This window comes from Mesorhizobium sp. (assembly GCF_005063415.1).
Classification (GTDB): Bacteria; Pseudomonadota; Alphaproteobacteria; order Rhizobiales; family Rhizobiaceae; genus Mesorhizobium.
The window spans coordinates 1-25,067 of the sequence record NZ_SUEG01000080.1; the positions used below are offsets into that span (position 1 = coordinate 1).

25 protein-coding genes, 3 pseudogenes and 1 riboswitch are annotated in these 25,067 nt (G+C 61.6%); of the genes and pseudogenes, 17 read left to right on the plus strand and 11 right to left on the minus strand.

Annotated features, from left to right (window positions below; genetic code table 11):
* Positions 1–322: 322 nt before the first annotated feature.
* On the plus strand, positions 323–1,204 hold the full coding sequence (locus E5W70_RS20195) for a metal-dependent phosphohydrolase (protein ID WP_292661405.1): 882 nt from the start codon (positions 323–325) through the stop codon (positions 1,202–1,204).
* Between the two features lie 235 nt (positions 1,205–1,439).
* On the opposite strand, the gene E5W70_RS20200 is transcribed toward E5W70_RS20195, so the two are convergent.
* Positions 1,440–1,658, minus strand: coding sequence for a hypothetical protein (locus E5W70_RS20200; RefSeq protein WP_292661407.1), 219 nt, complete (start codon positions 1,656–1,658; stop codon positions 1,440–1,442).
* 104 nt (positions 1,659–1,762) lie between these two features.
* Here E5W70_RS20200 and E5W70_RS20205 point away from each other — a divergent pair, with 104 nt between their 5' ends.
* The 3 genes and pseudogenes from E5W70_RS20205 to E5W70_RS20220 all read left to right on the plus strand — a co-directional run.
* The gene (locus E5W70_RS20205; RefSeq protein ID WP_292661410.1) at positions 1,763–2,830 is read left to right on the plus strand and encodes a cyclic nucleotide-gated potassium channel; all 1,068 of its coding nucleotides are present in this window, start codon (positions 1,763–1,765) and stop codon (positions 2,828–2,830) included.
* 281 nt (positions 2,831–3,111) lie between these two features.
* Entirely contained in the window at positions 3,112–3,567 is a 456-nt protein-coding gene (locus E5W70_RS20215; RefSeq protein WP_292661412.1) for an SgcJ/EcaC family oxidoreductase, read from the plus strand.
* 320 nt (positions 3,568–3,887) lie between these two features.
* A pseudogene (locus E5W70_RS20220) lies at positions 3,888–4,187 on the plus strand (phage integrase N-terminal SAM-like domain-containing protein); the annotation flags it as partial.
* On the opposite strand, the gene E5W70_RS20225 reads toward E5W70_RS20220, so the two are convergent.
* Together E5W70_RS20225 and E5W70_RS20230 are read right to left on the minus strand one after the other, a co-directional pair.
* On the minus strand, positions 4,117–4,443 hold the full coding sequence (locus E5W70_RS20225; RefSeq protein WP_292661414.1) for a plasmid partitioning protein RepB C-terminal domain-containing protein: 327 nt from the start codon (positions 4,441–4,443) through the stop codon (positions 4,117–4,119). The pseudogene E5W70_RS20220 and the gene E5W70_RS20225 overlap by 71 nt on opposite strands.
* Positions 4,444–5,016: 573 nt before the next feature.
* Positions 5,017–5,916, minus strand: coding sequence for a LysR family transcriptional regulator (locus tag E5W70_RS20230; protein WP_292661417.1), 900 nt, complete (start codon positions 5,914–5,916; stop codon positions 5,017–5,019).
* A gap of 114 nt (positions 5,917–6,030) precedes the next feature.
* Here E5W70_RS20230 and E5W70_RS20235 point away from each other — a divergent pair, with 114 nt between their 5' ends.
* From E5W70_RS20235 to E5W70_RS20250, 4 genes and pseudogenes are all read left to right on the plus strand, one after another.
* A complete protein-coding gene (locus tag E5W70_RS20235) occupies positions 6,031–7,113 on the plus strand; it encodes a 4-oxalomesaconate tautomerase (protein ID WP_292661421.1) in 1,083 nt (360 codons plus the stop codon).
* A gap of 45 nt (positions 7,114–7,158) precedes the next feature.
* Positions 7,159–8,154, plus strand: a complete 996-nt coding sequence (locus E5W70_RS20240) for an ABC transporter substrate-binding protein (RefSeq protein ID WP_292661424.1) — start codon at positions 7,159–7,161, stop codon at positions 8,152–8,154.
* A 72-nt stretch (positions 8,155–8,226) separates the two neighbouring features.
* Positions 8,227–8,996, plus strand: a pseudogene (locus E5W70_RS20245) (ABC transporter ATP-binding protein).
* A pseudogene (locus E5W70_RS20250) lies at positions 8,980–9,746 on the plus strand (ABC transporter permease). The pseudogenes E5W70_RS20245 and E5W70_RS20250 overlap by 17 nt, the downstream one beginning before the upstream one ends.
* 641 nt (positions 9,747–10,387) lie before the next feature.
* Here E5W70_RS20250 and E5W70_RS20260 read toward each other — a convergent pair.
* The 6 genes from E5W70_RS20260 to E5W70_RS20285 are packed head-to-tail and all read right to left on the minus strand — an operon-like array spanning position 10,388 to position 15,578.
* Positions 10,388–10,981 carry a HupE/UreJ family protein gene (locus tag E5W70_RS20260; protein WP_292661427.1) on the minus strand — a complete coding sequence of 198 codons (594 nt, stop codon included), beginning with the start codon at positions 10,979–10,981 and terminating at the stop codon, positions 10,388–10,390.
* A gap of 47 nt (positions 10,982–11,028) precedes the next feature.
* The gene (locus E5W70_RS20265) at positions 11,029–11,568 is read right to left on the minus strand and encodes a hypothetical protein (RefSeq protein ID WP_292661429.1); all 540 of its coding nucleotides are present in this window, start codon (positions 11,566–11,568) and stop codon (positions 11,029–11,031) included.
* Positions 11,569–11,570: 2 nt separating this feature from the next.
* Positions 11,571–12,779: an agmatinase family protein gene (locus tag E5W70_RS20270; protein WP_292661432.1), complete on the minus strand. Its 1,209-nt coding sequence runs from the start codon at positions 12,777–12,779 to the stop codon at positions 11,571–11,573.
* 11 nt (positions 12,780–12,790) lie between these two features.
* Positions 12,791–13,600, minus strand: coding sequence for an ATP-binding cassette domain-containing protein (locus E5W70_RS20275; RefSeq protein ID WP_292661434.1), 810 nt, complete (start codon positions 13,598–13,600; stop codon positions 12,791–12,793).
* Positions 13,597–14,499 (minus strand): ABC transporter permease, encoded by a 903-nt coding sequence (locus tag E5W70_RS20280; protein ID WP_292661436.1) that lies wholly within the window; start codon positions 14,497–14,499, stop codon positions 13,597–13,599. Before E5W70_RS20280 ends, E5W70_RS20275 begins: the two co-directional genes overlap by 4 nt.
* A gap of 14 nt (positions 14,500–14,513) precedes the next feature.
* Complete coding sequence (locus E5W70_RS20285) at positions 14,514–15,578, minus strand: putative urea ABC transporter substrate-binding protein (protein WP_292661439.1); 1,065 nt, start codon at positions 15,576–15,578, stop codon at positions 14,514–14,516.
* A gap of 100 nt (positions 15,579–15,678) precedes the next feature.
* Positions 15,679–15,794: riboswitch (guanidine-I (ykkC/yxkD leader) on the minus strand.
* Between the two features lie 373 nt (positions 15,795–16,167).
* Here E5W70_RS20285 and E5W70_RS20290 point away from each other — a divergent pair.
* From E5W70_RS20290 to E5W70_RS20320, 7 genes are all read left to right on the plus strand, one after another.
* Entirely contained in the window at positions 16,168–16,809 is a 642-nt protein-coding gene (locus E5W70_RS20290) for an NAD(P)-binding domain-containing protein (RefSeq protein ID WP_292661442.1), read from the plus strand.
* Positions 16,806–18,305 (plus strand): aldehyde dehydrogenase family protein, encoded by a 1,500-nt coding sequence (locus E5W70_RS20295; RefSeq protein WP_292661445.1) that lies wholly within the window; start codon positions 16,806–16,808, stop codon positions 18,303–18,305. Before E5W70_RS20290 ends, E5W70_RS20295 begins: the two co-directional genes overlap by 4 nt.
* Positions 18,302–19,072 carry a type 1 glutamine amidotransferase domain-containing protein gene (locus E5W70_RS20300; RefSeq protein WP_292661448.1) on the plus strand — a complete coding sequence of 257 codons (771 nt, stop codon included), beginning with the start codon at positions 18,302–18,304 and terminating at the stop codon, positions 19,070–19,072. The genes E5W70_RS20295 and E5W70_RS20300 overlap by 4 nt, the downstream gene beginning before the upstream one ends.
* A 144-nt stretch (positions 19,073–19,216) precedes the next feature.
* Positions 19,217–19,561 (plus strand): hypothetical protein, encoded by a 345-nt coding sequence (locus E5W70_RS20305; protein WP_292661451.1) that lies wholly within the window; start codon positions 19,217–19,219, stop codon positions 19,559–19,561.
* A 75-nt stretch (positions 19,562–19,636) separates the two neighbouring features.
* Positions 19,637–20,431, plus strand: coding sequence for an AraC family transcriptional regulator (locus E5W70_RS20310; RefSeq protein WP_292661454.1), 795 nt, complete (start codon positions 19,637–19,639; stop codon positions 20,429–20,431).
* Between the two features lie 46 nt (positions 20,432–20,477).
* Entirely contained in the window at positions 20,478–20,717 is a 240-nt protein-coding gene (locus E5W70_RS20315; RefSeq protein ID WP_366509722.1) for a YdeI/OmpD-associated family protein, read from the plus strand.
* A 403-nt stretch (positions 20,718–21,120) separates the two neighbouring features.
* Complete coding sequence (locus E5W70_RS20320) at positions 21,121–21,687, plus strand: MBL fold metallo-hydrolase (RefSeq protein WP_292661457.1); 567 nt, start codon at positions 21,121–21,123, stop codon at positions 21,685–21,687.
* A 154-nt stretch (positions 21,688–21,841) separates the two neighbouring features.
* Here the strand turns inward: E5W70_RS20320 and E5W70_RS20325 are convergent, their stop codons facing one another.
* Positions 21,842–22,711 (minus strand): LysR family transcriptional regulator, encoded by an 870-nt coding sequence (locus E5W70_RS20325; protein WP_292661459.1) that lies wholly within the window; start codon positions 22,709–22,711, stop codon positions 21,842–21,844.
* A 225-nt stretch (positions 22,712–22,936) separates the two neighbouring features.
* On the opposite strand from E5W70_RS20325, the gene E5W70_RS20330 reads away from it, so the two are divergent.
* Together E5W70_RS20330 and E5W70_RS20335 are read left to right on the plus strand one after the other, a co-directional pair.
* Entirely contained in the window at positions 22,937–23,092 is a 156-nt protein-coding gene (locus E5W70_RS20330; RefSeq protein WP_292661462.1) for a DUF1127 domain-containing protein, read from the plus strand.
* A gap of 10 nt (positions 23,093–23,102) precedes the next feature.
* A complete protein-coding gene (locus tag E5W70_RS20335) occupies positions 23,103–24,086 on the plus strand; it encodes an aldo/keto reductase (RefSeq protein ID WP_292661465.1) in 984 nt (327 codons plus the stop codon).
* 158 nt (positions 24,087–24,244) lie between these two features.
* On the opposite strand, the gene E5W70_RS20340 is transcribed toward E5W70_RS20335, so the two are convergent.
* Positions 24,245–24,676 carry a hypothetical protein gene (locus tag E5W70_RS20340; protein WP_292661468.1) on the minus strand — a complete coding sequence of 144 codons (432 nt, stop codon included), beginning with the start codon at positions 24,674–24,676 and terminating at the stop codon, positions 24,245–24,247.
* Positions 24,677–25,067: the final 391 nt, after the last annotated feature.

Consider the following 25,067-nt stretch of genomic DNA (forward strand, 5'->3'; position numbering starts at 1 on the left):
GCCATAATGTCGAATTACCTCTTGCATCGCGGGAGCCATCCACAGAAGACATTGCTGGAAACGACGCGAGAGTCGTGGATGCCCGGTCGAGATGAGCCTCGAAGCATGGATAAAGATGGTCCACGGCAGTCGCGCCGACGGTGCAGATAGCACCGACAGCGGCCACGGCCTCGTGAGAGGCGATGGCGACCGCAGCAGCATTCGGTAGTCGCCGCTGCCTTTGGGGCCTTGGTTCTAAGATAAGATCTACGCCGGAACCGTGCTAGGATGGCCGCCACGCGGCGCGACTTGTCGTGCTTCAAAGCGCTCAGGAACGATTGTAATGCTCAATCCAATCTCCATAATGGCCGACCGGCTCGGCGATTATCTGTCAGAACTCTATCTCCAGTATTTCTCGCATCGCAATCCGGAATATGCGAGTTACATAGGCGGGGCGGCCCGCCTTGTCCTGGAGCGCATCGGCAATTCGAACGCGCTCTATCACAACATCGAGCATACACTGATGGTTACGCTCGCTGGCCAGCAGATCATCCGCGGCCGGCTGCTTTCGGAATCCCTGACTCCCGATGACTGGCTGCATTATACCTGCGCGCTGCTTGTCCACGACATTGGCATGGTGCACGGCGTATGCCGGGGCGACACCGAGGACAGCTTCGTCATTAACGACGCTGGCGACCGCCATACGCCACCGCGGTGCGCCTCCGACGCGGTTCTTGCGCCCTATCATATCGAGCGCGCCAAGATCTATGCGCGCCAGCGTTTTGCTTCCTCGAAGTTCATCAACGAGGAGCGCATTGTCGAGGCGATCGAGATGACGCGCTTTCCGGTGCCGAACGATCCGGCCTACCAGGTCACCAACACCGAGCCGGCGCTGGTCAGGGCCGCGGACCTGATCGGCCAGCTCGCTGATCCCTTCTACCACCGCAAGCTGCCGGCGCTGTTTGCCGAGTTCTCTGAGATCGGGATGGTGGAAAAGCTCGGCTGCAAGACCGCCGCCGATCTCGGCGCCATCTTCACCGATTTCTTCACGCTGCAGGTCGAGCCCTATATCGGCGACGCGATCCGCTATCTGGAGCTGACGACCGAAGGCAAGCAGTGGATCGCCAACCTCCACAGCAACCTCTTCCAGTCCGGGCATCGCCCGGCCAGGATCGGGCCGTTCCCCGGCGTGTTGCAGCCGACCTCGGCGAGCCTTTCGGTGTAACTTAAGAGCCCGGGATTGTTTCCTTTTTCCGCCTGTGCCAAGCCGGCATCCGGCGGCTGTCGACGAAGATGAACGCCGGGTCGAGCTGCCTTGCCACGATCGCGAGAAGGCGAAATGCTCGACATGCCGCATTGGGTTCTCGACGGCATTGAGGCTTGCCCGGACCGGAATCCGGACGAAACCCTGATGGCGAACCGGTTGAGATTGGCCGATGAGGTTCGGCTGGCCTGTTAGCTCAGGCCGGAAGGCGAGCTTCGCGCCCGACGCCTGGTACTAGACGAACCGACATGATGATCACCAGCCAGCTTGGCGCTTCTGCCGCGTCCGATATGTCAGTTTTTCCGTCGCGATCCCATGTCGTCTTTTCTCCGAAGCTGACCTTCGCGGAACCAATTGCAATTGTCCGGATCGGGTCATTCTCGGTTGTGGGCTGTCCGTTCACTTTCCCGGACATCTGAGTTCACCGTTGGTGATGAGCATCGCAGCGAAAGTAGGCACCTTTGCGCTTGCCTTGAAGGCATCCTATTCTGGAGGGTAGTATCCGCTCGTGGGCATAGAATGTCGGTACTGCCTTTCTTAAGAATTTACGCGCCGCTCAACGCGCTGCTGGCTGCGACTGGGCTTGTGGCGGTGGCTGCGCTCACGACACCGGATATGTCCGGACGAAGCAGACTGGCTCTGGCTGCCGTGCTCGCGGTCATTTGGGGCGTCTATCTCCTGCAACTGGCCGAGACGCTGCTCAAGCGCCGGGCGGGAGACGTTCGGGACAGGACGGCGGCAATCGCCATTGATGTGCTCGCGGTTTTGGTTCCACTAGCCGCATTTCTGCTCGTCGGCACGCCCGACTGGAGCCTCTACTGTGCTGTCTGGCTGCTGAAACCGCTGCGCGACTCGACTTTCTTCCCGCTGCTGGGCAGGATCCTGACCAACGAAGCGCGCAACCTGATCGGCGTCACCACGGTCTTCGGCATCGTTCTATTCGGTGTTTCGCTCGCGGCCTATGTCATCGAGCGCGACGTCCAACCGGAAAAGTTCGGCAGCATCCCCCAGGCAATGTGGTGGGCGGTGGTCACGCTGTCCACTACCGGCTATGGCGACGCTATTCCGCAAAGCTTCGCCGGCCGCGTCCTTGCCGGGGCGGTCATGATGAGTGGCATCGGCATCTTCGCGCTCTGGGCTGGCATTCTTGCCACCGGCTTTTACCAAGAAGTCCGTCGCGAGGATTTCGTCCGTAATTGGCAATTGGTCGCCGCCGTGCCGTTGTTTCAGAAACTCGGCCCGGCCGCGCTAGTCGAGATCGTGCGCGCACTACGACCTCGCATCGTGCCGGCGGGCGCTGTGATCTGCCGCAATGGCGAGACCGGTGATCAGATGTTCTTCGTGGTGGAGGGGCGCGTCAGCGTCGCGACGCCGAACCCGGTGGAGCTTGGCCCTGGCGCCTTCTTCGGCGAGATGGCGCTGATCAGCGGCGAACCGCGCTCGGCGACCGTCAGCGCCATAACGGTGGTCTCACTCCTGTCGCTGCACTCGGCGGATTTCCAGATGCTGTGCAGCAGCAGCCCGGAGATCGCGGAAATCATCCGTAAGACCGCGCTCGAGCGGCGCGGCGCGGCACCTAAGGGTTGACCGTACTAGGTGTTCGTCAGGAGGAGGATGCGACGGCAAGGCTGCCAATTGCCTGCCGATGGTGGCTGGCTGGAACTACATGGTGCGGCTCTATCGGCCACGCGCGGAGGTTCTGGACGGCACGTGGAAGTTCGGTCATTCAGAGGGCCGCAACTGTGCTTGCGCAATCATATCAGAAAAATCTAATGTAAGCCGCGTCTGGCCATTGAGCGCGCCGGCGGCGCCCTCGGGTCGGGCGCTATTCATCGGGTGGGCATGTCGGGCACGCAAGGGAGGACGAAATGAGACTGGTTCAGTCATTTGCATTTGCTGCTGTGCTGCTTCTTTCGTCTGCATTGTCTGCGGCCGCCCAGTCGGCTCGCCAGGACATCGAAGCGGCGTTGGTAAAATTCATGGACGCCTTCAACAGCGGAAACGCGGCAGCGGTGGGTAAGATGTATACCGACGATGCCGCCCTGCTGCCGCCCGACGGCAAGCGCATCGATGGCCGCAAGGGCGTGGAAGAATTCTGGCAGGGCGCAATCAAGGCCGGGATGAAGAATCTCACCCTAAAGGCGCTGGAAGTGGACGGGAGCGGGAATCTCGCCTACGAAGTTGGCGCATTTACGCTCGGTGTGCCGAGCAAAAGCGGCGACCCCTCCACCGTCGCAGGCAAGTACATTGTCATCTGGAAAAAAGGCGACGATGGGACATGGCGTCTGCATCGGGACATCTGGAACTTGGGTGCGGCCCGATAGGGATGCCGTGACCCCTGAGACCGGGGAGGGCGAAGTGTCCGACGAACCAATTACCGTTCTGATGGTCAATGAGTATCCTGAACTACATTGATGCACAAGTATGGGCTGCTGAGCTGAAAAAGCCGTGTGCCGCAGCTGGAGTTCAGGCTCTGGCCAGACGCCGGGGACAAAAGTGACATAGATGTTGTGCTGATCGACAAGGGCGCCAGTCCTGGCTTTTTTGACGCCATGACGGGGCTAAGCGCCGTCGTCCATTTGGGGGCCGGTGTCGAGGGTATTGATCTTCAGAGCTTTCCCAAGAGTGTTCCGCTTATCAGGCTCGCAACCTGGGACCGCATACGCAGCAGGATTACGTTCGTCATGTCCGGCGCTTTGCCGCGTTCCTTGGCCGCGCTCCCGACACCGCGGCGCCCGACGACATCCGGCGCTTCCAGCTGTATCAGCACGAGAACGGCGTGGGCCCTGCGACGATCAACGGCGCGGTGTCGGCGCTGCGGTTCCTGTTCACCGTGAAGATGAAGCGGCGCGATCTGGCACGCGCGCTGGTGGTCACCCGATATCCGCGCAAGCCGTGGCCACCACTAGATCCAGATGGTCAGATCCGTAGCTCTCCTCAATAAGCCGGTATTCCTTATCGACGTTGGCTGACTCGTTCTCCATCAATGCGATTTGCGTGTCGCTAAGACCGGATAGCTTTTTCGGCTGCGACGTATCGGCAAGCTGCGACTGCGGCGTCGCGCCAAGCCGGGATTTTGCGTAGTTGATCGAGAACTTGTTCATCGCGATCATCAATTGCGCCGCCTCGATCTGACGAACCGGGGCCAACTTACGTAGTTCAATGAAACTATTCGTTGGCACGAAACGGTCATTGAGCATTTCGGCCACTTCCGGGCTGATTTCTTTTCAGCGAGAGTCGAATCGGCATTCCGCAATTTCCAGGACAGAAATCTGGCGGTGTTCTGGCCCACGGCCAAGTGGTGCCGTGCGCGTCTGTTGCTAACACCTTAACCCGCTCCGCCAAGTATTTTTGTGTAACGTCGTTCGCGCTGCCAATCAGGCCAGCAAAGTATCCGACCGGCTCTCGGTCATCCGCCAGAGGCCATCGAAGCGCCTCTTGACTGCGCGCAGACAGGCTGGACGTCAGGAAGCGGACGTTGCCGTTGTTGGATTCGGTCAAGCACGCGGACACAATTCCGTCCGAATGTCGCCATGCAGGAGCGCGCCTCAGGAGACGCTCACATCCCGCCAGCTACGAAGCACACATCGGCTGCAGATGATGGGTGTCAGCAGAACGTCCGCTTCAGCCAAATGCTTCCCGATAGCGTCGGTTCATTCTCAATCGCCGCACATTCAGATTGGTCCAAGAAGGGCGGCTCTCGGCGCTGCCTGCGACTTCCGAGATCTGCGCTCCCGGCGGCTATGGTGCAACCGTGAACTTCCTAGGGCATTTCAATCAGTTCCCCATACATCGATCAGCATCTTGAGAAATCGCTCTGCCGCCGGCGACAAGGTGCCGCCGCGACGGCGAACCACGCCGATAGTGCGTGATATCTCGGGATTGCGGATGGGGCGGGTAATCAGAAAAGGATGGTCTTCTTGCGGGGTTGCCATTCGTGGCAGCACCGAAATCCCGAGGCCTGCCTCCACCAGCCCGAGGGAGGTGGACAGATGCGTTACCTCGTAGAACCAGCGAAGCTTTATGTTCGATTTGGCCAGTGCCGCGTCGAGCAGCGTTCTGTTGCCACTTGATCGATGAACCGTGATCAGATGATAGGGCTCCAACTCCGCCCACTCCACCCATGGTTTTGCTGCAAGCAGGTGATCCTTGCGCGCTGCAAGCACGAATGGGTCTTCCGCGAGTCGCTCGAAGGTCAGGTCCGGATCGGACGTGCCCATGATGTTTATGCCGAACTCCACCTCCCCGCGTGCCACGGCCTGAAGACCGTCGGTCGCCGGCAAGTCCAGGATGCGAAAGCGGATGTTCGGGTACTCCTCATTGAACTGTCGGATGACGGTGGGCAGGAAGTAGAATGCCGCGGTAGGGAGGCATGCGATCGTCACCAATCCGCCTCGATTGGGTCCAACGTCACGGACAGCAAACAGAGAGCCATCGAACTCCTCCAGCATGCGTCGGACGAGCGGCACGAGCTCTGTACCCAGAGCAGTCGCGGATACACGCCTGGTTGTCCGCTCCAGGAGGGGCGACCCGATAACCTGCTCCAGCTTTTGAATGCGTCGACTCAACGCAGGCTGTGACAGATGCAAGGCGTCGGCCGCGCCATGGAAGCTCTCCAACTCTACGACGCTCAGAAAGGCGCGAAGGTCAAGGATCTCGCAATTAATGCTCATCTTGCATCAATCCCCCGATTCTTAGCATTTCACAAATAAAAGCCTCTTCCGATAATTGGATCAAAGAGCGCCGATTGATACGGCGGTGACATAATTCCGATGGAAGCACAAGCGATGAACGACCTGTTCGCGATCCCTTGCGTCCTGATGAGGGGCGGCACCTCGAAGGGTCCGTTCTTCCTGGCAAGCGATCTTCCCGCGGCTGCCGCGCAGCGTGACGAGATCCTACTGTCCGTCATGGGCTCGGGCCATCCGTTACAGATAGACGGCATCGGTGGCGGCAACCCGGTCACGAGCAAGGTAGCTATCGTCGGCCCTGCCAGCATTCCTGGCGCCGACGTGGACTATCTCTTTGCCCAGGTGCGGGTCGATCAACAGATTGTCGACACTTCGCCGAACTGCGGCAATATGCTGGCTGCGGTCGGTCCGTTTGCCATCGAAGCTGGACTTGTCCCGGTTCGTGGAGAAACGACGCTCGTCCGAATCCACAACGTCAACACCAGCAAGCTGATCGAGGCCGAAGTTCCCACTCCAAACGGCAGCGTCTCCTATCTCGGTGAAGCTGCGATTGACGGCGTGCCCGGCCGTGCGGCGCCAATCGCACTGACCTTCATGGACGCAGCGGGGGCCCGTACTGGACAGCTCTTTCCCACAGGCAGACCAGTCGACTTGATCGATGGTGTGGCTGTCACCTGCATCGACTGCGCCATGCCGATGATATTGATCGAGGCAAACTCGATCGGCGCAAGCGGCTTCGAGTCAGCGGCTGAACTGAATGCCGATAGGGAATTGCTAGCGCGGCTGGAAAGGCTGCGCATCGCCGCCGGCGAACTGATGGGCCTTGGAGACGTTTGCAATCAGGTAACGCCGAAGCCGGTGCTCATTTCCCGGCCAACGTCACGAGGCGATATCAGCGTACGGTATTTTATGCCTCATCAATGTCATCCGTCGCTGGCAACCACGGGCGCCGTAGGAATTGCCACAGCCTGTATCAGCCAGGGCACGGTTGCGTCGCTCCTGACCGGCGTGCGTGCGCCCCCAGTCGTGCTTTCCATAGAGCATCCAAGCGGCCACCTGGACGTCAAGCTGTATGAAAGGGACGGCAAAGTCGTCGCCGGAATCCTTCGCACCGCTCGCCGGCTGTTCGAAGGACATGTATTCGCAAAACCTGTCACGCAACTGGGTTGCGCGGCATAATAACCGTGGCCGCCGGGAGGGCGCCACAAACAGGAGGAGAATATCATGCGCAAGCTCATGCTCGCCCTCGCGGCAACCGTCGCGTTTGTCGGCTCCGCGTTCGCGGAACCGGTCCGCATCAGCGTCGGTTCTTACAATCTCAACAATCTTCCATTTCCGGTCGCCCAGGGGCTCGGCCTTTATGAAAAGGAAGGCCTGGAGGTGACCGTCGAAAACTTCGCATCGGGCGGGTCAAAGACACTTCAGGCGCTTGTTGCCGGCTCGACTGATATCGCCGTCGGCTTCTACGACCATACGATCCAGATGCAGGCGCAGAAGAAGGCCGTTGTGGCTTTCGTGCTACTCGCTCGCAATTCCGGTCTCGTGCTGGCAGGCGGCAGCAAGAGCACGTTCGACCCGGCAAAGGCTGAAACGATCAAAGGTACGAAAATCGGTATTACTTCGCCGGGCTCGTCTTCCGACTTTTTCGTTCGTTACTATTTGCAACGCCACGGACTGTCCGCGGACGACATTTCGCTGATCGGCGTCGGCTCCGCCGCCGTTGCGGCGCTCGAACAAGGAAAGGTCGACCTGCTCGTCAACTACGATCCGGCGGCGACCTTCATCGAAGCCAAGGGTGTCGGCAAGATCCTGATCGACGCGCGCAGCGACGAGGGCGCCAAAGCGATCTACGGTGGGATCTACCCGACCTCGGTCCTCTATGCCACGCAGAGCTTTATCGAGGCCAATCCGGAAACCATCCAGAAAGTCACCAATGCGACTGTCAAAGCGCTTGCGTGGATGGATAGCCACTCCGCTGAAGAGATCGTCGAAAAGCCGCCGAAGGAGTTTATTTCCGGCGATCGTGACACCTACGTCAAGGCGGTCGAGAACGCGAAAGCGATCTTCTCAAAGGACGGGCGCATCAACGAGGAAGACATCAAGACGCCGCTCGCCGTCCTGAAGAGCTTCAACGAAAAAGTCGCCGCGGCTGAAATCGATCTTGCGAAAACCTACACGAACGAGTTCGTCGGCAAGGTCCCGAACGTCCCCGCCAACTGACAGGAGGAGGTCATGGCATTGGCCGTAGTAAAAACCGCCCCCCCGGCGAACAACCCTCATCAAGCAAAGTCGATGGTTTCCCTCGACGCGGTCACCATGGCCTTCGGTGCCTATGTGGCGGTGCAAGATGTAAATCTGAAGGTCTCCGATGGCGAGTTCCTCGCCATCGTTGGCCCAACCGGCTGCGGCAAGAGCACGATACTCAATGCGTTGCCGGCCTGCTGAAACCAGCGAGTGGCACCGTATCAATCGATGGTCAGCCGGTGCGCGGGATCCAGAACGACATCGGCTATCTCTTCCAGCAGGATGCATTGCTTCCGTGGAAGACCGCGATCGAGAACGTGGAACTCGGCCCCATGTTCAAGGGTGTCGGCGCTGCCGATCGTCGTGAGCAGTCGATGAGATGGCTGGCGAAAGTCGGGCTCAAGGGCTTCGAGCATCGCTATCCGCATCAGCTTTCGGGCGGTCAACGCAAGCGGGTGCAGATGGCACAGGTGCTGATTACTGGTCCCAAGGTTATCCTGATGGACGAGCCTTTCTCGGCGCTGGATATTCATACCCGCCACCTGATGCAGAATGAGCTGTTGCGGCTTTGGCAGGACGAGCGGCGCGCCGTTGTGATGATCACACACGACCTGGAAGAGGCAATTGCTCTCGGTGATCGAGTCGTGGTGCTTGCCGCCGGACCATGCTCGCACGTGATCGACAGCTTCCCCGTCGACCTTGAACGCCCGCGCGACGTCGCCGAAATCAAGCTCGATCCACGCTTCATGGTTCTTTATCGCAGTATATGGTCGTCCCTGCGCGGCGAAGTGGAGAAAAGCTATGAACGCCACGACTGAACGCTCTATCCAGGCCGCGCTTTTGGTGGCAATTGTCGGCGGCTGGCAGCTCGGTGTTATGGCAGGGGTGATCGACGTCTTCTTTTTTCCGGCGCCGGTGGACATCTTCAAACAGATTGTATCCTGGGTGATAGACGCCAGCTTTTATACGCGATCACCCTGACGGAAACCGTGCTCGGCTATTTGGTCGGAACGGCACTTGGCGTGGCGGCAGGCGTATGGCTCGGTCTCAGCCGTTCGGCCGCGCGCATTCTGGATCCTTTCATCAAGGGCCTGAATGCAATTCCCCGTGTCGTGCTTGCGCCTATCTTCGTACTTTGGCTCGGCCTCGGTCTCTGGTCCAAGGTGGCGCTCGCCGTCACGCTTGTGTTCTTCGTCACCTTCTTTAACGCCATGCAGGGCGTCCGTGAAGTGAACCCGGTGGTGCTATCGAACGCCCGCATTCTGGGAGCCAAGCGGTCCGACTTGCTTCGCCACGTCTACTTCCCCGCGGCGGCAAGCTGGATTCTGTCGTCGTTGCGCACATCGGTCGGCTTTGCCGTCGTCGGGGCGATTATCGGCAAATATCTTGGCGCTTCGGCCGGGCTAGGCTATCTGATCGCTCAGGCGGAAGGCAATTTTGATGCGATCGGCGTCTTCGCAGGCATCCTGATCCTGGCGATCTTCGTGCTGATTATCGACAGCATCCTGGACGTCGCTGAGAAGCATCTCATCAAGTGGCGACCGAGTGCTACCGAACGGCCTGCATAACGATCATTAGCGGGGGACCGAGAAGCCTGTTCACTGGCGTTCTCCCTTTGGCCAAGAAGGGAGAAGCCCACTCACTGGGAGGCATCGACTTTCCAGCCCTCCAAGTTCCGTTCCCCTCCAGAGTTGTTTGGGCGGAGCCTGCCAGCATAATGAACGGCGATCGGCCGGGTGACGAGTCGGCGGAACAGTTCCCCGAGCACCGGCACTGGAGGAGGAAGGTCGGGCGCGATGACATCCACCTGCTTCCGTCCGGCGCCATGCGGCTGCCCGGCATGACATGCGGATGGTGGCCGATGTGTGGGAACATAGGTGCAATGCCAGTGCGCGCACCGAGATGCTTGGGATCCGCCCCGATCGTCGGCATGGTCTGCGACGCCCTGCTGGCACAATTCTGCCCTCAGGCGCGAACCGGTTCGCGCCTGAGGGCAGAATACTCTTGGTTCAGGGAAGCCTCTATGCGCATAGGAACAACCGCGGCCGGCACGAAGCCGGTCGCGGGTTTGATCTCGGGCGGATGTGATCAGAGCCGCTCAGCCCGGATTTTCAGGATCTGATACAGCATGTTCCGAATTCGCTGCCAAACGGTCAGCCGCTTGGTCATGCCTTCCCCTCCTGTTCATCGCAGATGCCTGGGTTGCGGGTCAGATGATCTGTGCTGCCAACGCCATACCGACTACCGACGTGCCGACCCCTGCCGTGCGGATGGCTCCCGGCCAGCGCCGAAGTGTCAGGGCGGCCAACGCGCCGGTCGCATGGAGAGCCGAGGTGGCGACCACGAAGCCAACCGCATAAGCGATGCCGCTGGCAGTCTCGGGAATTTCGACGCCGTGGGCATTGCCGTGGAAGAGGGCGAAGAGGGCAGTCAGCGAGGCAGCCACAGCGAGCGGAAACGGCTTGGCAAGCATCATCATGGCGCCGAAGACTACCAGCGATAGCGCTATGCCGGTTTCCAGTGAGGGCAGGCCGATGCCGGCGATACCGAGCAGGGCGCCAGCGATCATCGCCGAGACAAAGCATGACGGCACGATGATGATCCCCTTGCCGCCGGCGCGAGCGGCAATGATGCCGACAGCCATCATGCCAATCAGGTGGTCCATACCGGCCAGCGGGTGCTGAAGGCCGTCTACAAACCCGAGGGCATGAAAACCGCCGCTATGGGCGAACGCCAATGAGGGGATGAGGGTTGTGGCGGCTGCCAGGGCGAGTCTGCCGAAGAATGAAAGCGTTCTGTTCATGGTTCTGGACCTGTTTGATGGAGGTGCGATCGGTTCAAGGCCGGTGCTCATTGTCCGGCCCCTGGCATGGTGAATTGTGCGGCGCCGGACCTGTCCGCCAGAAGCCGCGCCTCGCCGAAGTCGAGGGGTCTTTGTCCCCTGCCGTCATGGTAGACGAAGGCCAGGCGGCGCCGGCGCGACGTCAGTTTCGCGGGCAGCGGGTGATAGGTGACGCCGGCGCCACCAATTAGCGGCATGACGGCGCCGACATCGACCATGTCCTGTGTCTCGACGCGCAGGAGATGCAGCCGCATGCCGTCGGCGGTTTCGCCGACGAAGGGAATTCCGGCGAGGCGCAGGAAACTGGAGGGGTCGGGCGCCCGCGAAAACCCTTCGAGAAACGCGATCTCGACGAGATCGAGATCCGTCGCCCGCGCGTCGGCGGGTTCGGGCGCATGATGGGGCGGTAGATGCGGTGTCTGCCATTGCAACGGCTTGCCGGCCGGCCCGTTGTGGCCGACGGGGTGCGGATGGTGATGATGACCGTTGGGCCCGTCATGGTGACCGTCGCCATGATCATGGTCGTGGTGATGATGATCCTCGTGCATGGTCAAAAGCTCGTCGGCTTGTCGATAATGGATTTGTGCTTGCCGAGATTGCCGTGCGCGACCATCGAGCCGAGCGCCTCGACGACCACCCGCACGCCAAACAGCGCCGTGATGTCCGACGTGTCGTAGGGCGGCGACACCTCGACCACTTCCAGTCCGCAGATGCCGGGCGCCGACACCAGCCCGAGCAGCTTCAGCGCCTCGCGCGGCAGGAACCCGCCCGGCTCCGGCCAGCCCGTGCCAGGCACGAAACCGCAATCGATGCTGTCGACATCGAAGGAGATGTATACGGCGTCGGTGTCCTTCCATGCGAGCTCGAGCGCGATCTCCGCCGCCTTCTCCAACCCCATCTGTTCGATATCGGAAATCGTCAGCACGTTGGTGCCGCGCTTCCGCGCCTCGGCGACGCCGTAGCGGGGCACCTGCCAGCCGCCGATGCCGAGTTGCACCAGATTGGTGGCCGAGACGTTCGGCAAGTTGGTTGCCCAGTACCAGGGCGTCGTATGCATGCGCTCGTCGAGATCCTTTTCCTGGATGTCGATGTGGCGGTCGAAATGGATGATGCCGATGCGCTTGGAGGTCACGTCGGCGATGCCGCGCACGCACGGAAAACCGATCGAATGGTCGCCGCCCAGCATGATCGGCAGCGCGCCGGACGAGGCGACATGGCTGACGCCCTTGGTGATCTGGTCGAAGCTCTTTTCGAGATTGGCGGGGATGGTGAAGACGTCGCCGGCGTCGCAAAGCGTCATCTGCTCGCGCAGGTCGACACCGAGCTCATAATTGTAAGGCGTGTAGAGCGCCGAGATGCGGCGAATGCCTTGCGGCCCGAAGCGGGTTCCGGGCCGGTACGTGGTGCCGCTGTCGAAAGGAATGCCCATGACGGCAGCGTCATACCTGCCGACATCGCGGACGTTCTCGATATAGGGCGCCTTGAGGAAGGTGTTGATGCCGGCGAAATGCGGCAACTCGCCTCGCGCGAATGTCGGGATCGACTTGTCGATGATCGAATCCGATCCGGGCAGGCCCATGTCGAGTGCCCATTTCTGTTCCTTGCGCCAGCCATCCTCGGGCAGCTTTCCTTCCGCCTCGATCGACTTCCAGCCCTGCATGTCGCGGATCTCGAAGTTCGGATGGTGGAAGCGTTGGCGTGGCTGGCGGTCGGTGAGTCCGGCGCGGCGATGCCGGCGTTCTGGACTATCTCTGTGCATGAAAACCTCCTTCACGACGCCGTCGTCGCGATTGCGCTATCCAGTCGGGTCGTCCCGACCATCGCGGCCACTTCGGCCACGTCTCGTGCGGAAGCCCGGTGCTTGCGGTCGAGCTTCAGATCATAGGTGATCGTCGCGCCATAGGCGGACGGGAACTGGGGGTCGTGGCGGACCTTGTCGAAGACGAGCACGCGGGTGCCGAGCTTGAATGCCTCGCCGATATCGTGGGTGACCATGACGACGGTCATGCCGTGTTCGGTCCAGAGCTCGGTAAGCAGCTCATGCATCTCGATGCGAATGCCGGGATCGAGTGCGCCGAACGGCTCGTCGAGAAGCAGGATCTGCGGCCGGCCGAGCAAGGTCTGCGCGATCGCCAGCCGCTGCTGCATGCCGCCAGAAAGCGAGGCCGGATAGAGGTGGCGCGCATGGGCGAGGCCCACGCGTTCCAGCATGGTTTCGGCCTCTTGCCTGGCGCTCTTGCGCCTGGCGCCGAAGACGCGGCCGAACGGTCCGCCCGAACGGAAGTCCTCGACCAGCAGCAAGTTCTGCAGCGCGGTCAGATGCGGAAACACGGAATAGCGCTGGAAGACGATGCCGCGCTGCGGCGTCGGCTCCGGCACGATCGGCTGGTCGCCGACGACGACCACGCCGCCACTTTGCTGTTCCTGGCCAAGCAGGATGCGCAGGAACGTCGATTTTCCACAACCGCTGGCGCCAACCAGCGACAGGAATTCACCCGCTTCGGCGGAGACGTTGACCCGTTCCAGCACGCGGGCGTCGCCGTAGCTCTTCTCCAGCCCATGGACGAGGATCCGGCTCATCTGGTCCGCACCGGATGAGCCCAGGGCGAGATGATGTGAGAGAGCCGCACGAGCAGCCAGTCGGTCATCACCGCAAGCAGCGTGATCCAGGCGACGTAAGGCAGGATGACGTCCATCGACAGATAGCGACGAACGAGGAAGATGCGGTAGCCGAGCCCCTCGGTGGAGGCGATGGCTTCTGCCGCGATCAGGAACAGCCATGCCGGCCCAAGCGCCAGCCGTACGCACGTGATGAGACGCGGCATGACCTGTGGCAGCACCAGCCTGAGCACCATGGTCCAGCTGTTGCCGCCGAGCGTCTGTGCCTTGGCGACGAGCTCCGGCGGCAATTCCATCACCCGGTTGGCGATGTCGCGCACCATGACCGGTGCGACGCCGAGAGCGATCAAGGTGATCTTGGCCGTTTCGCCGAGGCCGAGCGCAATGAACAGGATCGGCAGCAGCGCCAGTGGCGGGATGACGCAGACAACTGTGACCAAGGGCAGCAGAAAGGCCCTGACGCGCGGGATGAAACCTATGGCGACGCCGAGGCTGAGCGCCACCAGCGTGGCCATGCCGACTCCGGCGAACAGCCTGATCAGGCTGGCATAGGTGTCGGCCCACAAGATCAGGTCGCCGGAGCGCTTGTCCGGCACCGTCGCCAAGTCTGAAAAGGCCGACCACATCTGTGCAGGGGAGGGCAGCAGCTTGTCGCTGGGATTGACCGCCAGCCTTTGCGCCGAAGCGAAGAGATAGGCAATCGCCACGGCGGCAAACGGCAGCGTCCCAAGCAGCAACGCTCCGCCGCGGGAGACCGTCGCGTTGATGAGGCGAAGCCGCGCTTTCGGCCCGCTAAGTTGCAGGCGCGCGACCTCGGGGCCTATTGCGGCCTGCACGATGCCGGTTCCTCTGGCTAGCATGTCGCGCTCCCGTGTCAGAGCGTTCCGCGCGCCGCCTCTGCCATAAAGGCCGGATCGAAGCGCAGTTTGACGTTGTTGACGTCACCCAGCGTCGAGCCATCGGGGAAGCTCATGCCGATCACGTCGACGCTCGGCGCGTTGGTACCAAGAATGCCGTGGCTAAACAGGAAATTACGCACCAGATCCATGGTCTTCGGCAGTTCGGCGCCGTTGGTGAATGCGACCGCCTTGGCCGGCTCGAAGAACATCGCCGTTGATGCAAGCTGAGCGTCGAAACCGGCAAGATCGGTACCCGACGCCTTGGCCATCTCGTCCTTGGCCGCCTTGCCTTCGGGCGTGCCCGAGGTCATCAGCGCCATGGTTTCATACCATGCACCGACAAGCGCCTTGCCCAAGGCCGGATTGTCCTTCAGCGTCGCGGTGTTGACGACCATCATGTCGATGATCTCGCCGGGAATCTCAGTCGAATCAAAAACCTTGTGGGCGCCCGGCATGGCGGCGATTTCCGAGACCAGCGGATTCCAGGTGACGACCGAGGTGACATCGCTGGTGCCGTAGGCAGCGACCATGTCGGCATCGGAGGTGTTCACCACCGTAATGTCCTTTTCGGCCAACCCCACTGTCTCCAGCGCGCGCGCAAGTAGGTAATGTGAGACGGAAAGCTCGACGAGATTGACCTTCTGGCCGGCAATATCCTTGAGCGCGGCCTTGTTCTTGAGGATGACCGCGTCGTTGCCGTTGGAGAAATCGCCGACGATCAAGGCCGTCGTGTCGACACCGCCGCCGGCCGGGATCGAAAGCGCATCCATGTTGGTCATCGAACAGCCGTCAAAGCCGCCGGCGGTGTACTGGTTGATGCTCTCGACGTAGTCGTTGATGCGGGTGATTTCGACATTGATGCCGTATTTGTCGGCCCACTTCTTCATGATGCCGCTGTCGGAAAGATAGCCCCACGGCATCCAGCCGACATAGATCGACCAGCAAATCTTGAAGTCTTTCCTGGGCGCCGCTTCCGCGGCCGATATGGAGGGAAGGCTGAGTGATGCGGCTAGGATGATTGCAGCCAGTTTGCGAAGCATTGCGTACCCCTGTTTGCGATCCGGATTGCGTCCGGACGTCTGTTGGGGGTTCACGGAGCGCGCATCCGGGAGAGGTTCGCGCCAGCAAACCCGTGCAGGGTTCTCCCGGGATTTTGGCCCGCCGTGTTCCGCCGGATGCCTCAATGCATCTCAAGCGGTCGCGTCTCTTGGACCAGCACCGTGATCGACACGGCCGGAACCCTAGACGCTCTGCACGTGAACAACGAAGCAAGGGGCGTGCCAGTCCGGAAAGCCGTCCTGAGGCGGCCTTTCCCCGGATTTGCAGGCAATCGCGTTATGCTGATGCCACAAAAGTCATCGCAACGCCGACGGATTAGGCAAAGAAAATCTAGCGTCACCAATTTGAGCCTTTGCCTGGGGACCTCAGCTGATGGCACCATCCTCTATGGTGGCCCACATACACGCCCAGTAGGGACACGTTCGGGGAGGGCGTGAGCGCGCGGCGGATCCGGATGCCAATTGGCGCCGACCCATGTGACGAGTGCGCCCGATCGTGCAAGGGCAATTCGTGAAATAAGCGCGACTGCAATGATGCTAGGCAAGCCCGATCGCGTGTCGGGAGGCAGTTGTGAAAGTTGCGATCATCGGACCAGGCTCGCTCGGGAAGGCCTTGGCGAAACGTCTTGGCCTCGCCGGGCACGAAATTCGCCTCAGCTTCAGTCGCGACGAAGGCAAGTTGCGCGCAATCGCGGCAACCCTCCGTGTCGGCTTCGGTGCCCCTGACGAAGTAGCAAGATGGGCCGACGTAATTGCCCTGGCGACGCCATGGCCGGCTCTCGAGTTGGTGATGGGCGCGCTTGGCGATTTGTCGGGCAAGATCGTCTGGGACAATACCAATGCAGTCGCGCCTGACCTTTCCACGATGCTGCTAGGCACTACGACGTCTGTGGGCGAGGAGGTTCAGAGGCGCGCGCGGGGCGCGCTTGTCGTCAAGTGCATTCCGACCTTTGCCGAATTGCTTGGCAGGGATGATCCGCGTCTCAACGGCGATCCGGTGACGAGCTATGTCGCCGGCAATGACGCTGATGCCAAGGCGGCGGTTTGCCGGCTTCTCGCCGATCTACCGACAATGCCGGTCGATGTCGGGGATCTCACGGCCTCGCGCCTGATCGAGCCGATGATGCTGCTATTGGTCCAGCTCGCCTATCGGCGCGGGATGGGGCCGACAATTTCCTTCAATCTCATTCGACAGGACGGAACCGGTTCATGACTGATTATCTACCCGCGCGGCGCAAGGCGATTCCAGTAGGACGTCTGCTGATCGATGGCCAATGGCGCGATGCCGTCAGTGGCGAGACTTCGACGACTTTTGATCCGACCACGGAGGCGGCGATCACCGATATTGCGAAGGCGGACGTCACCGATACGAGCGATGCCGTCGCGGCCGCGCAGCGGGCTTTCGAGCAAGGACCCTGGGCGCGGATGCATCATGAGGAGCGCGCCAAGATCCTGTTTCGCATCGCCGATCTGATGGACGAGCGGGCCGAGGATTTCGCGGTGCGCGAGGCGATGGATATGGGTATGCCCTATCGCGATTTCCGCGATATCATCATGCCGCACTGCTCGGGACTGTTCCGCTTTCACGGCGGGCTCGCCATGAGCGCGATGGACGGCGCCTATCGTACCAGCTACGAACCAAATATCAGGATCCTGACGCGGCGTGAGCCGCTCGGCGTGGTCGCTGCGATCACCCCGTTCAATTTTCCCCTCGCGTTGTCCTGTTCGAAAATCGCGCCGGCACTCGCGGCGGGTAACACGGTCGTTCACAAGCCTGCGACCGACACGCCCCTGACGGCCCTCGCCTTGGCGCAAGTGATCCTCGACGCGGGCGTGCCGCCAGGCGTCTACAATCTCGTCACCGGCCCGGGCGGCACCATCGGCGACGCGCTGGTCAACGATGCCCGCGTCGACAAGATCGCCTTTACCGGGTCGACCGCCGTCGGCCAGGGCATCATGCGCAACGGTGCCGGGACGATGAAACACCTGACCATGGAGCTCGGCGGCAAGAGTCCCAATATCGTTTTCGCCGATGCCGATATCGATGCCGCGATACAGGCAGCCTTCTGGGGCATCTTCTGGAACAAGGGCGAAGTCTGCGTCGCCGGATCGCGCCTGCTGGTCGAACGCGCCTGCTATAACGAGGTCGTCGAGAAGCTGAGCGCCATGGCGAAGTCGGCGACGCTCGGCGATCCGCTGGACCCTGAGACGATGATCGGGCCGATCGCGTCGCGCGGCGAGTATGACAAGGTCTTGAGCTATGTCGAAGAGGGCAAGCACACCGCGCGACTGACCGCGGGCGGCGGCACCCGCCAGGTCAACGGCAAGGGCCTCTTCATCGAGCCGACCATCTTCGCCGATGCGACCAACGACCTAAGGATATCGCGCGAAGAGATTTTCGGCCCCGTCCTGCCGGTGATTCCATTCGACAGCGAGGAGGACGCGATCCGGATCGCCAACGACACCAGCTACGGGCTCGCCTCGGGCATCCAGACCGGCGATCTCGGCCGCGCCTTGCGGCTCGCCGACCGGATCAAGGCAGGCACGGTCTGGCTGAACTGCTGGCACAAATACCATCCTAATGCGCCGTTCGGCGGCTTCAAGATGAGCGGCTATGGCCGCGAGCAGGGCCGCGAGGCGTGGGAAAGCTACACCCAGTACAAGACGATTTGGGCAAATCTCGGCGAACCAGTCGAGATGGCGCGATGAGCGTGCGCGATTCCAACCCACTCGACCCGCGGCATCCCAAACGCGTCGCGATGGTTCTTTCAAACCCGGCTGTTTCAACCACCACAGGCTGGCCGGTCGGGTTTTGGTGGAGCGAGTTAACTCATCCCTGGCTCGCCTTCACCGAGCGCGGATACGAAGTCGCGATCTTCTCGCCTGAGGGCGGCAAATGCGAGGCGGATGCGTTGAGTGATCCGCGCGATCCGTCCGGCTATTCGGATACGGATCTGATCTCGCTCGGTTTCCTGTCGACGCCGAAACTGGCGGCGCTGGTGGAGACGACCGGGCCCATCGCAGAGCTGTCGGTCGACGCGTTCGACGCGATCGTCGTCGCTGGCGGCCAGGCGCCGATGTTCACCTTCGAAGGCGCAACTGAGTTGCAGCGGCTGTTCGTCAACTTTTTCGTGGCCGGCAAGGTCGCGGCCACCTTGTGTCATGGCGTCGCGCTGCTGCGCTACGCGCGCCTCTCAACCGGCGAGCTGCTGGCCAAAGGGCGCACTGTTACCGGTTTCGCCAATGTCGAGGAAGACTTCGCCGATAATGCCGTCTGGGAGATGGGCGCGCTGCCGCACGGTACGCATCTGATGCCATGGCGGATCGAGGATGAGATGCGTGCGCTCGGCGCGAATTATGTTCAGGCCGGGCTGTGGCGCGATTTTGCCGTGCGCGACGGCAATTTGATCACCGGTCAGCAGAACTTCTCCGGAGCGGCGACCGCCCGTCTTGTCATCGAGGCACTCGGTGGCTGAGGTCCAAAGGCCGCTCCTGTCGGTGAAGTTCGGGAGTCAAACTCGCCGTCAGGACGGCGATGCCAAATGACATCGGCCCAACAGGATCCAGGGTCCGTCCAAGGGCCCCCGTCAAACAACCACTATCAGCAGCGAGGATGAACCATGGCCGTAGTGACGACACTTGATATTGCCGGCCTGACGGCCGAAGATTATAGCCGCATCCTCGATCGGATCGGCCTGGAGAAACGGCCGGCTGGCGGCATCTACCAGCACATCGCGTATGCCACCGACGATGGCTATCGCATCATCGAGATATGGGACGACAAGGCAGGCCTGGAGCTCTTCTTGCAGGACACATTGTTTCCAGCCGCACAGGAGCTGCAAATTCAGCGTGAGATGACCATTATGACCCAGACACTGCACAACATCTTTGTGCCCCGGATTGGTGAACTGACTGCCCTGGCAAATGATGCGCCTGGTGGACCAGTCAAACGGGCAAAAGTGTAGGCGTCAAGGACCGAGGATGCGGCGGTCGATCGTCGAAGTCCTGGAAGAACTTGCGTCCGGACGCCCGGTACAACGATGGTGACCGCGGCAAGTGCAAAGAGGTTGTTCTTTCCTGCCGGCGACTATCGCCATGCGCCGGCCGGAGTCGTTCAGCTGCGTGTGATTCGCAGCGGTTCATCCTATGCAGAGATCGATCTTGGCCGCGGGCTGCGGCGCGTCTTCACCCGCCCCGGTGACCTGCTGCTCAGCCTTCCCGAGCGTGCCACGCGGTTCAAGATCGAGGAGCCGCGAGAGCTGACGATGATCACCGTTGACTCCGCGCTGGCGTCAAGGCTCCTGGTATCTGCAGCCGGGACCCTCGAGGATCTGGTGATCCTGACCGATCGACCGATACGCGATTCGCTGGTGGCCGAGTTGTGCCGACGCCTCGAAGGCGACCCGCCAGCCAACCCCATCGTCCGCGAATGGACGCTGGGCCTGGTTTTCGCGAACCTGCTCCGTCTCGGGCATGCACGCCGGCGGCGGCAGAAATCTCCGGTCCTAACCTCGCAGCGGTTCGACCGGGTCCTCGCTGCGATTGACGGCGATCTGGAAAAGGGGGTCTCGATCGACCACCTTGCCGGAATCGCGGGAATGCCACGACGCGCCTTCACCGCCGCCTTTCGCGAGGCGACGCAATTGCCGGTATATCAATTCATTTTGCGCCGCCGCGTTGATCGCGCGGTCGAGCTTTTGGAAAATAGCGATCTGCCGCTGGCCGAGATTGCTCAGCACGCGGGTTTCACTCACCAGGCCCATATGAATCGCGTCGTGACCCGATTGAAAGGGCTGTCGCCAGGCCGGCTGCGGTCTCGCAGGCGCGACGGCTGACTTGTGATCTATTCCTGCATCAGGATTCGAATGGCGGAGACGTGATTTGCTGAAACGTCCGTTGGCTAAAATGCCCGACAGTTTGCGTGCAGAGCTCGAGGCCGCAAATCTGATGCCTGCTTTCAAGCAGCGGCCTCCCTATCAGCGCAATGATTACTTGCATTGGATCGCGCGCGCCCGTCACCCGGAAACACGCCGAAAGCGCATAAATCAGATGATCGACGAGCTCACGAAGGGAGGAATCTACATGGGCATGCAACAAGAGCTGGCATCGCCGCGAAGCTAGCAGGTCCGTCAAAGATCATCTTCCGATCCGTGGCCTATCGAGATCGGATGCTTTCCGCATTGATCTTCATCGATTTCCCCACGCTTTTGCATAGAGTATGCAGAGAGCCAAATAGTGACAATCGAACCTATCCTAAATTTTCGTTTGCGGCAGGTGGCCTTATGATCGTGACATCGCAAACCAGCAACGTGCTCGGTAGCACGTCGGGAAGGTGGCGCGTCTGGTCGCTCTCGGACGGTTACATCGAGATGCCGGCAGACCTTCTGCGGGACACGCAGGACAATCCGGTGCCGCAAGCTCTGCAGGCAAGGGCGCTTCGCCTGTCTGTCAATTGCTTCGCGCTCGCAGGTCCAGGCGTTGACGGCGTTCTGATCGACAGCGGAGGAGGGGTTGGGCCCCGACAGTGGGGTGTCTTGAGCATGCCATGGCGGAAGCCAAGATCGACCCGGCTTCGATCACGGTCTTGGCGCTCACCCACGCCCATCAGGATCATGTGCACGGACTTTTGACCCCCGACGGCCGAGTGCTCTTTCCGAACTTGAAGGCGATCGTAATTCCCGAGGCGGCTGTGGAGAGCTTTTTCGCTTACGCGCACCTTGCGCAGTTCCGGCCCCTGCTGAAGCCCGTCCAGAATGGCGACCAGGTGGGTGAGCGATTGAGGGCGGTCGCCCTGCCCGGTCATGCTGCCGGTCATACCGGCTACGCGTTCGACACGGACGAGGACCGTTTCCTATTCTTCGGGGACATCGTTCATGTGCCGGCCTTGCAGTTCGGCAATCCCGCGTTCAGTTGGGGCTATGACGACGATCAGCTGACCGCGCGCGCAACCCGCCTAAAGGTTTTCAGTGACGCGGCCGAGGCGGGGACGTGGATCGGCGGCGCGCACCTTGGCTGGCCGGGCATCGGTCGCGTGGTGCGTAAGGGCGAAGCATACGGCTATGAGCCGGCAGAAGGACGAGTGACCGGATAGGCGGTGCTGATCGCTTATACCGCTCTCTCCACCCAAGGCAGGGATCTCGACGAGCAACGCACGCACTCCGGCGTCCTCAACGGCAGCGGCACATCGTCGAGCCCGCCGAAGTATCTGATTCTTGATTCGCCGGCGGTCGATCGACGCCTGAGGCTTACCGGATCGGCGTCTCGCCGCGAAACAGCGGGTGGTGCGCCCGCATCAAGGCGGCGATCCGGTCGGCGACTTTCCGTACCGGCGGGGAGTGACGTTCCTCGTGATGGGTGACGATCCATTGGTCGGTTTCGAGTTCGGGGATAGGCTGAGCGACGCGAACCAGCCGCGGATCGCCGTCACCGACGAAGCACGGAAAGACCGAAAGGCCGGCGCCGGCGGCCACCAGTTCACGCACCGAATGGGTGTTGTTGCCGCGTACGGCGATGCGGTCGCCGTGATGGGCTTGCAGCCAGCGCGCCGAGGCAATGTTTGCGCCTTCGCCGGTGACGCCGACGAACAATCCGGCGGCGATGCCGTTGATCAGGTGGCGTCCGGAATAAATGGCGTGGGCGACCTTGCCGCTCTGACGGCCGGCCAGCCACTGCTCGGTCGGGCGCTCGCTGCGGATACCGATGTCGGCGGCACGGCGGCCGATGTCGACCCGGTCGGTGGTGGTGACAAGCTCCACCCTTATGCCGTCATCGACCGTCCAGATCTCGCCGATATGGGCGGAAACGAAGGCCGAGGTCCATGGCCCGGCCGAGATGCGGACAATGCGGTCGGGCAGATTTCCCTCGCGCCAGCGGGTCAGCGACTGCATTGCCGCCTCGACGTCTTCGGCGCGCCGCAGCAGTTCTTCCCCGACCGGGGTCAGCCGATAGCCGGTCTGCTGGCGCACGAACAGAGGTTCGCCGATCTGCTTTTCGAGCGCGGTGACGCGTCGTCCAAGGGTGGCTGCGCTGAGGCGCGTGGTTCCCGTCGCTGCGCTCAAGCCACCCAGCCGCGCAACGTCGAGAAACAACCTGAGATCGTCCCAGCCGATATCCATTTTGCAGAAATGAAAAACTCCTTGCGACCGTGGCTGTAGCGCGAAGCGAGCACCACGCGCAAGTATGGAGGCGTTGGACAATCCTGCCTGGCGGGACGTGACAAGCGCCTCCGCTGGCCAAAAAGCGACCTCAACCCTTTCGATTGCGCATGCGATTGGCGCAGATGTTTTGCTCTTCCGACCAACCCAGGCGCGCGGGCATTCTGCGGGCCAAAGGAGACGATCATGTTGGATGAACTTCGATACCGTTTCGCCAGCTGGATTGCCTATCGCCAGACGCTTGCGAGCCTGAGGCAGGTTCCGGACAGCACATTGGCGGATGCCGGCATTTCTCGCGAAGAGATCCGCGAGCGTGCCCGCCGTGCCTGCTTGCGTCGTTGAGGAGGCGGGCATGCAGATGATGGAGCTTTGGGATGGCCGCTCCGTACCGCGCATCGGCATCGGCACCTGGGCGGCGGGTGGCCCCGCGCGCTGGCGTGACACGGCGACAATCTATGGCGAGGTCGATGATATCAGGTCGCAAGCCGCGCTGGCGATGGCCTATGACATCGGTGCGCGGGTGTTCGACACGGCTGCCGCCTATGGCGCCGGCAATGCCGAACTGATCCTCGGGCAGGCGTTGAAGGGTAAGGACGAAGCCGTCATCGTCACCAAGGTCGGCTATTTCGGCGATCCCGAAACGCGCAAGATCGCTCCCGAGGATGCCTCTGCCGCAGCGATCCGGACATCGATCGACAATTCGCGGCAGCGCCTGCAGCGCGATTTTATCGACGTCGTGCTGCTACATATCAACGAATATTCGATCGAACGCGCCGGCGAGGTGTTCGATACGCTCGGCCTGTTGCGCCAGGAGGGCAAGATTGGCGGCTTCGGCTGGAGTACCGATCACCGCGAACGGCTTGCCGCCTACGCGCCGCGCGAGGGGTTCGTCGCCGTAGAGAACGACTTCAATGTGTTTACCCCGGCGAACGAGCTGATGGCCGTTGCGGCGCGCGAGAACCTCGTCTCGTTCAGCCGGCTGCCGCTGGCGATGGGGCTGCTCACCGGCAAATACACGCCGGCCATGAGGCTGCCCACCAACGACGTGCGCGGCGGGAATGCCGAATGGATGGTGTTTTTCAGGGATGGCGCCGCCAACCCGCACTATCTGTCAAGGCTCTCGGCAATCCGCGACCTGCTCACCTCGGGCGGTCGCACGCTTGCGCAGGGCGCGCTCGGCTGGATACTCGCCAGGTCGGCAATCGCCCTGCCGGTTCCCGGCTTCACGCGGCCCGAGCAGGTCGAGGACAATCTCGGCGCGCTGGAAAAAGGGCCGCTGCCGGCAGCGGTGATGGCCGAGATCGACACCGTGCTGAAAATTGCCGAGACTGCTTAGAGTGTGGCAAATCCGAAATTCGCATTGGCGATAAGCGGCCAACTTCGATCTGTCGGATGTCCGCCGGTATCGCATCTTCCTTGGTCAAGCTTCCGTGGCAATTGCACAAAGACGGAGCGGCGGACACGACTCGAGTCGAAGGTCCGCCGCTCCGGTTTTCAGATCAAAGAGTGGTGCTGCCACGGAAGATGGGTGGCGAGCTGCGCTTGAGCTGCGCCGTCGACCGCGTCGCTGTCGAGAGAGAGCGACCCGGTTGAGCTGTCAAAGATGATGTGGTGGGAACCATCATCCGTGGCCGTACCAGCAGGGGTAGCATGCAATGAAAGCCCGCCCGACTTAAGCTCGGTAAGAGCGGATTGATCGAGGTGGAGCTTGTCCTGGAGCTTGCTGAAGTCGAAGGCATCGTTGCCTCCGTGACCCGACATGATCTCGGCGGCGGCGCCGTTCTTTGCCTGGGCGCCGACATTTTCATCGGGCTGGACGGTTTGCGCGAACCCGTGGCGGATCAGGCTGGTTGCCGTCTTGTCGGATGGGTCGTTGGTCGGGAGAAGCTCCGAGCCCGCCGAAAGAGAATGGCTCAACGCAGCCAACAGGCGGCCAACGCCGCCGTCCTCGCTTACCTTGTCGCCGGCATTATCGTGGTTGCTGTCCGTCGTGCTGCCGTCGCCGGTGCGCAGGTGCGACAGTGCGGTCTTGGTGTGACTGCCATCGCTGGTGGTAGCGCCGGAAGCGGCGGCATCAGTCGATCTGCCATTGCCGGCGAGGAGGTGCGAAAGCGCGGTCTTGCTATCACTGCCATCGCTGGTGGTGGCGCCGGAGGCGGCGGCATCAGTCGAACTGCTATTGCCAGCGAGGAGGTGCGAAAGCGCGGTCTTGCTATCACTGCCATTGCTGGTGGTGGCGCCGGAAGCGGCGGTGTCCGTCGAACTGCTATTGCCAGCGAGGAGGTGCGAAAGCGCGGTCTTGCTATCACTGCCATCG

Coding starts and splice junctions, on each gene's coding strand:
- E5W70_RS20195 (WP_292661405.1), top strand. CDS start 323: ATGCTCAATCCAATCTCCATAATGGCCGACCGGCTCGGCGATTATCTG.
- E5W70_RS20200 (WP_292661407.1), bottom strand. CDS start 1,658: ATGTCCGGGAAAGTGAACGGACAGCCCACAACCGAGAATGACCCGATC.
- E5W70_RS20205 (WP_292661410.1), top strand. CDS start 1,763: ATGTCGGTACTGCCTTTCTTAAGAATTTACGCGCCGCTCAACGCGCTG.
- E5W70_RS20215 (WP_292661412.1), top strand. CDS start 3,112: ATGAGACTGGTTCAGTCATTTGCATTTGCTGCTGTGCTGCTTCTTTCG.
- E5W70_RS20225 (WP_292661414.1), bottom strand. CDS start 4,443: ATGCTCAATGACCGTTTCGTGCCAACGAATAGTTTCATTGAACTACGT.
- E5W70_RS20230 (WP_292661417.1), bottom strand. CDS start 5,916: ATGAGCATTAATTGCGAGATCCTTGACCTTCGCGCCTTTCTGAGCGTC.
- E5W70_RS20235 (WP_292661421.1), top strand. CDS start 6,031: ATGAACGACCTGTTCGCGATCCCTTGCGTCCTGATGAGGGGCGGCACC.
- E5W70_RS20240 (WP_292661424.1), top strand. CDS start 7,159: ATGCGCAAGCTCATGCTCGCCCTCGCGGCAACCGTCGCGTTTGTCGGC.
- E5W70_RS20260 (WP_292661427.1), bottom strand. CDS start 10,981: ATGAACAGAACGCTTTCATTCTTCGGCAGACTCGCCCTGGCAGCCGCC.
- E5W70_RS20265 (WP_292661429.1), bottom strand. CDS start 11,568: ATGCACGAGGATCATCATCACCACGACCATGATCATGGCGACGGTCAC.
- E5W70_RS20270 (WP_292661432.1), bottom strand. CDS start 12,779: ATGCACAGAGATAGTCCAGAACGCCGGCATCGCCGCGCCGGACTCACC.
- E5W70_RS20275 (WP_292661434.1), bottom strand. CDS start 13,600: ATGAGCCGGATCCTCGTCCATGGGCTGGAGAAGAGCTACGGCGACGCC.
- E5W70_RS20280 (WP_292661436.1), bottom strand. CDS start 14,499: ATGCTAGCCAGAGGAACCGGCATCGTGCAGGCCGCAATAGGCCCCGAG.
- E5W70_RS20285 (WP_292661439.1), bottom strand. CDS start 15,578: ATGCTTCGCAAACTGGCTGCAATCATCCTAGCCGCATCACTCAGCCTT.
- E5W70_RS20295 (WP_292661445.1), top strand. CDS start 16,806: ATGACTGATTATCTACCCGCGCGGCGCAAGGCGATTCCAGTAGGACGT.
- E5W70_RS20300 (WP_292661448.1), top strand. CDS start 18,302: ATGAGCGTGCGCGATTCCAACCCACTCGACCCGCGGCATCCCAAACGC.
- E5W70_RS20305 (WP_292661451.1), top strand. CDS start 19,217: ATGGCCGTAGTGACGACACTTGATATTGCCGGCCTGACGGCCGAAGAT.
- E5W70_RS20310 (WP_292661454.1), top strand. CDS start 19,637: ATGGTGACCGCGGCAAGTGCAAAGAGGTTGTTCTTTCCTGCCGGCGAC.
- E5W70_RS20325 (WP_292661459.1), bottom strand. CDS start 22,711: ATGGATATCGGCTGGGACGATCTCAGGTTGTTTCTCGACGTTGCGCGG.
- E5W70_RS20330 (WP_292661462.1), top strand. CDS start 22,937: ATGTTGGATGAACTTCGATACCGTTTCGCCAGCTGGATTGCCTATCGC.
- E5W70_RS20335 (WP_292661465.1), top strand. CDS start 23,103: ATGCAGATGATGGAGCTTTGGGATGGCCGCTCCGTACCGCGCATCGGC.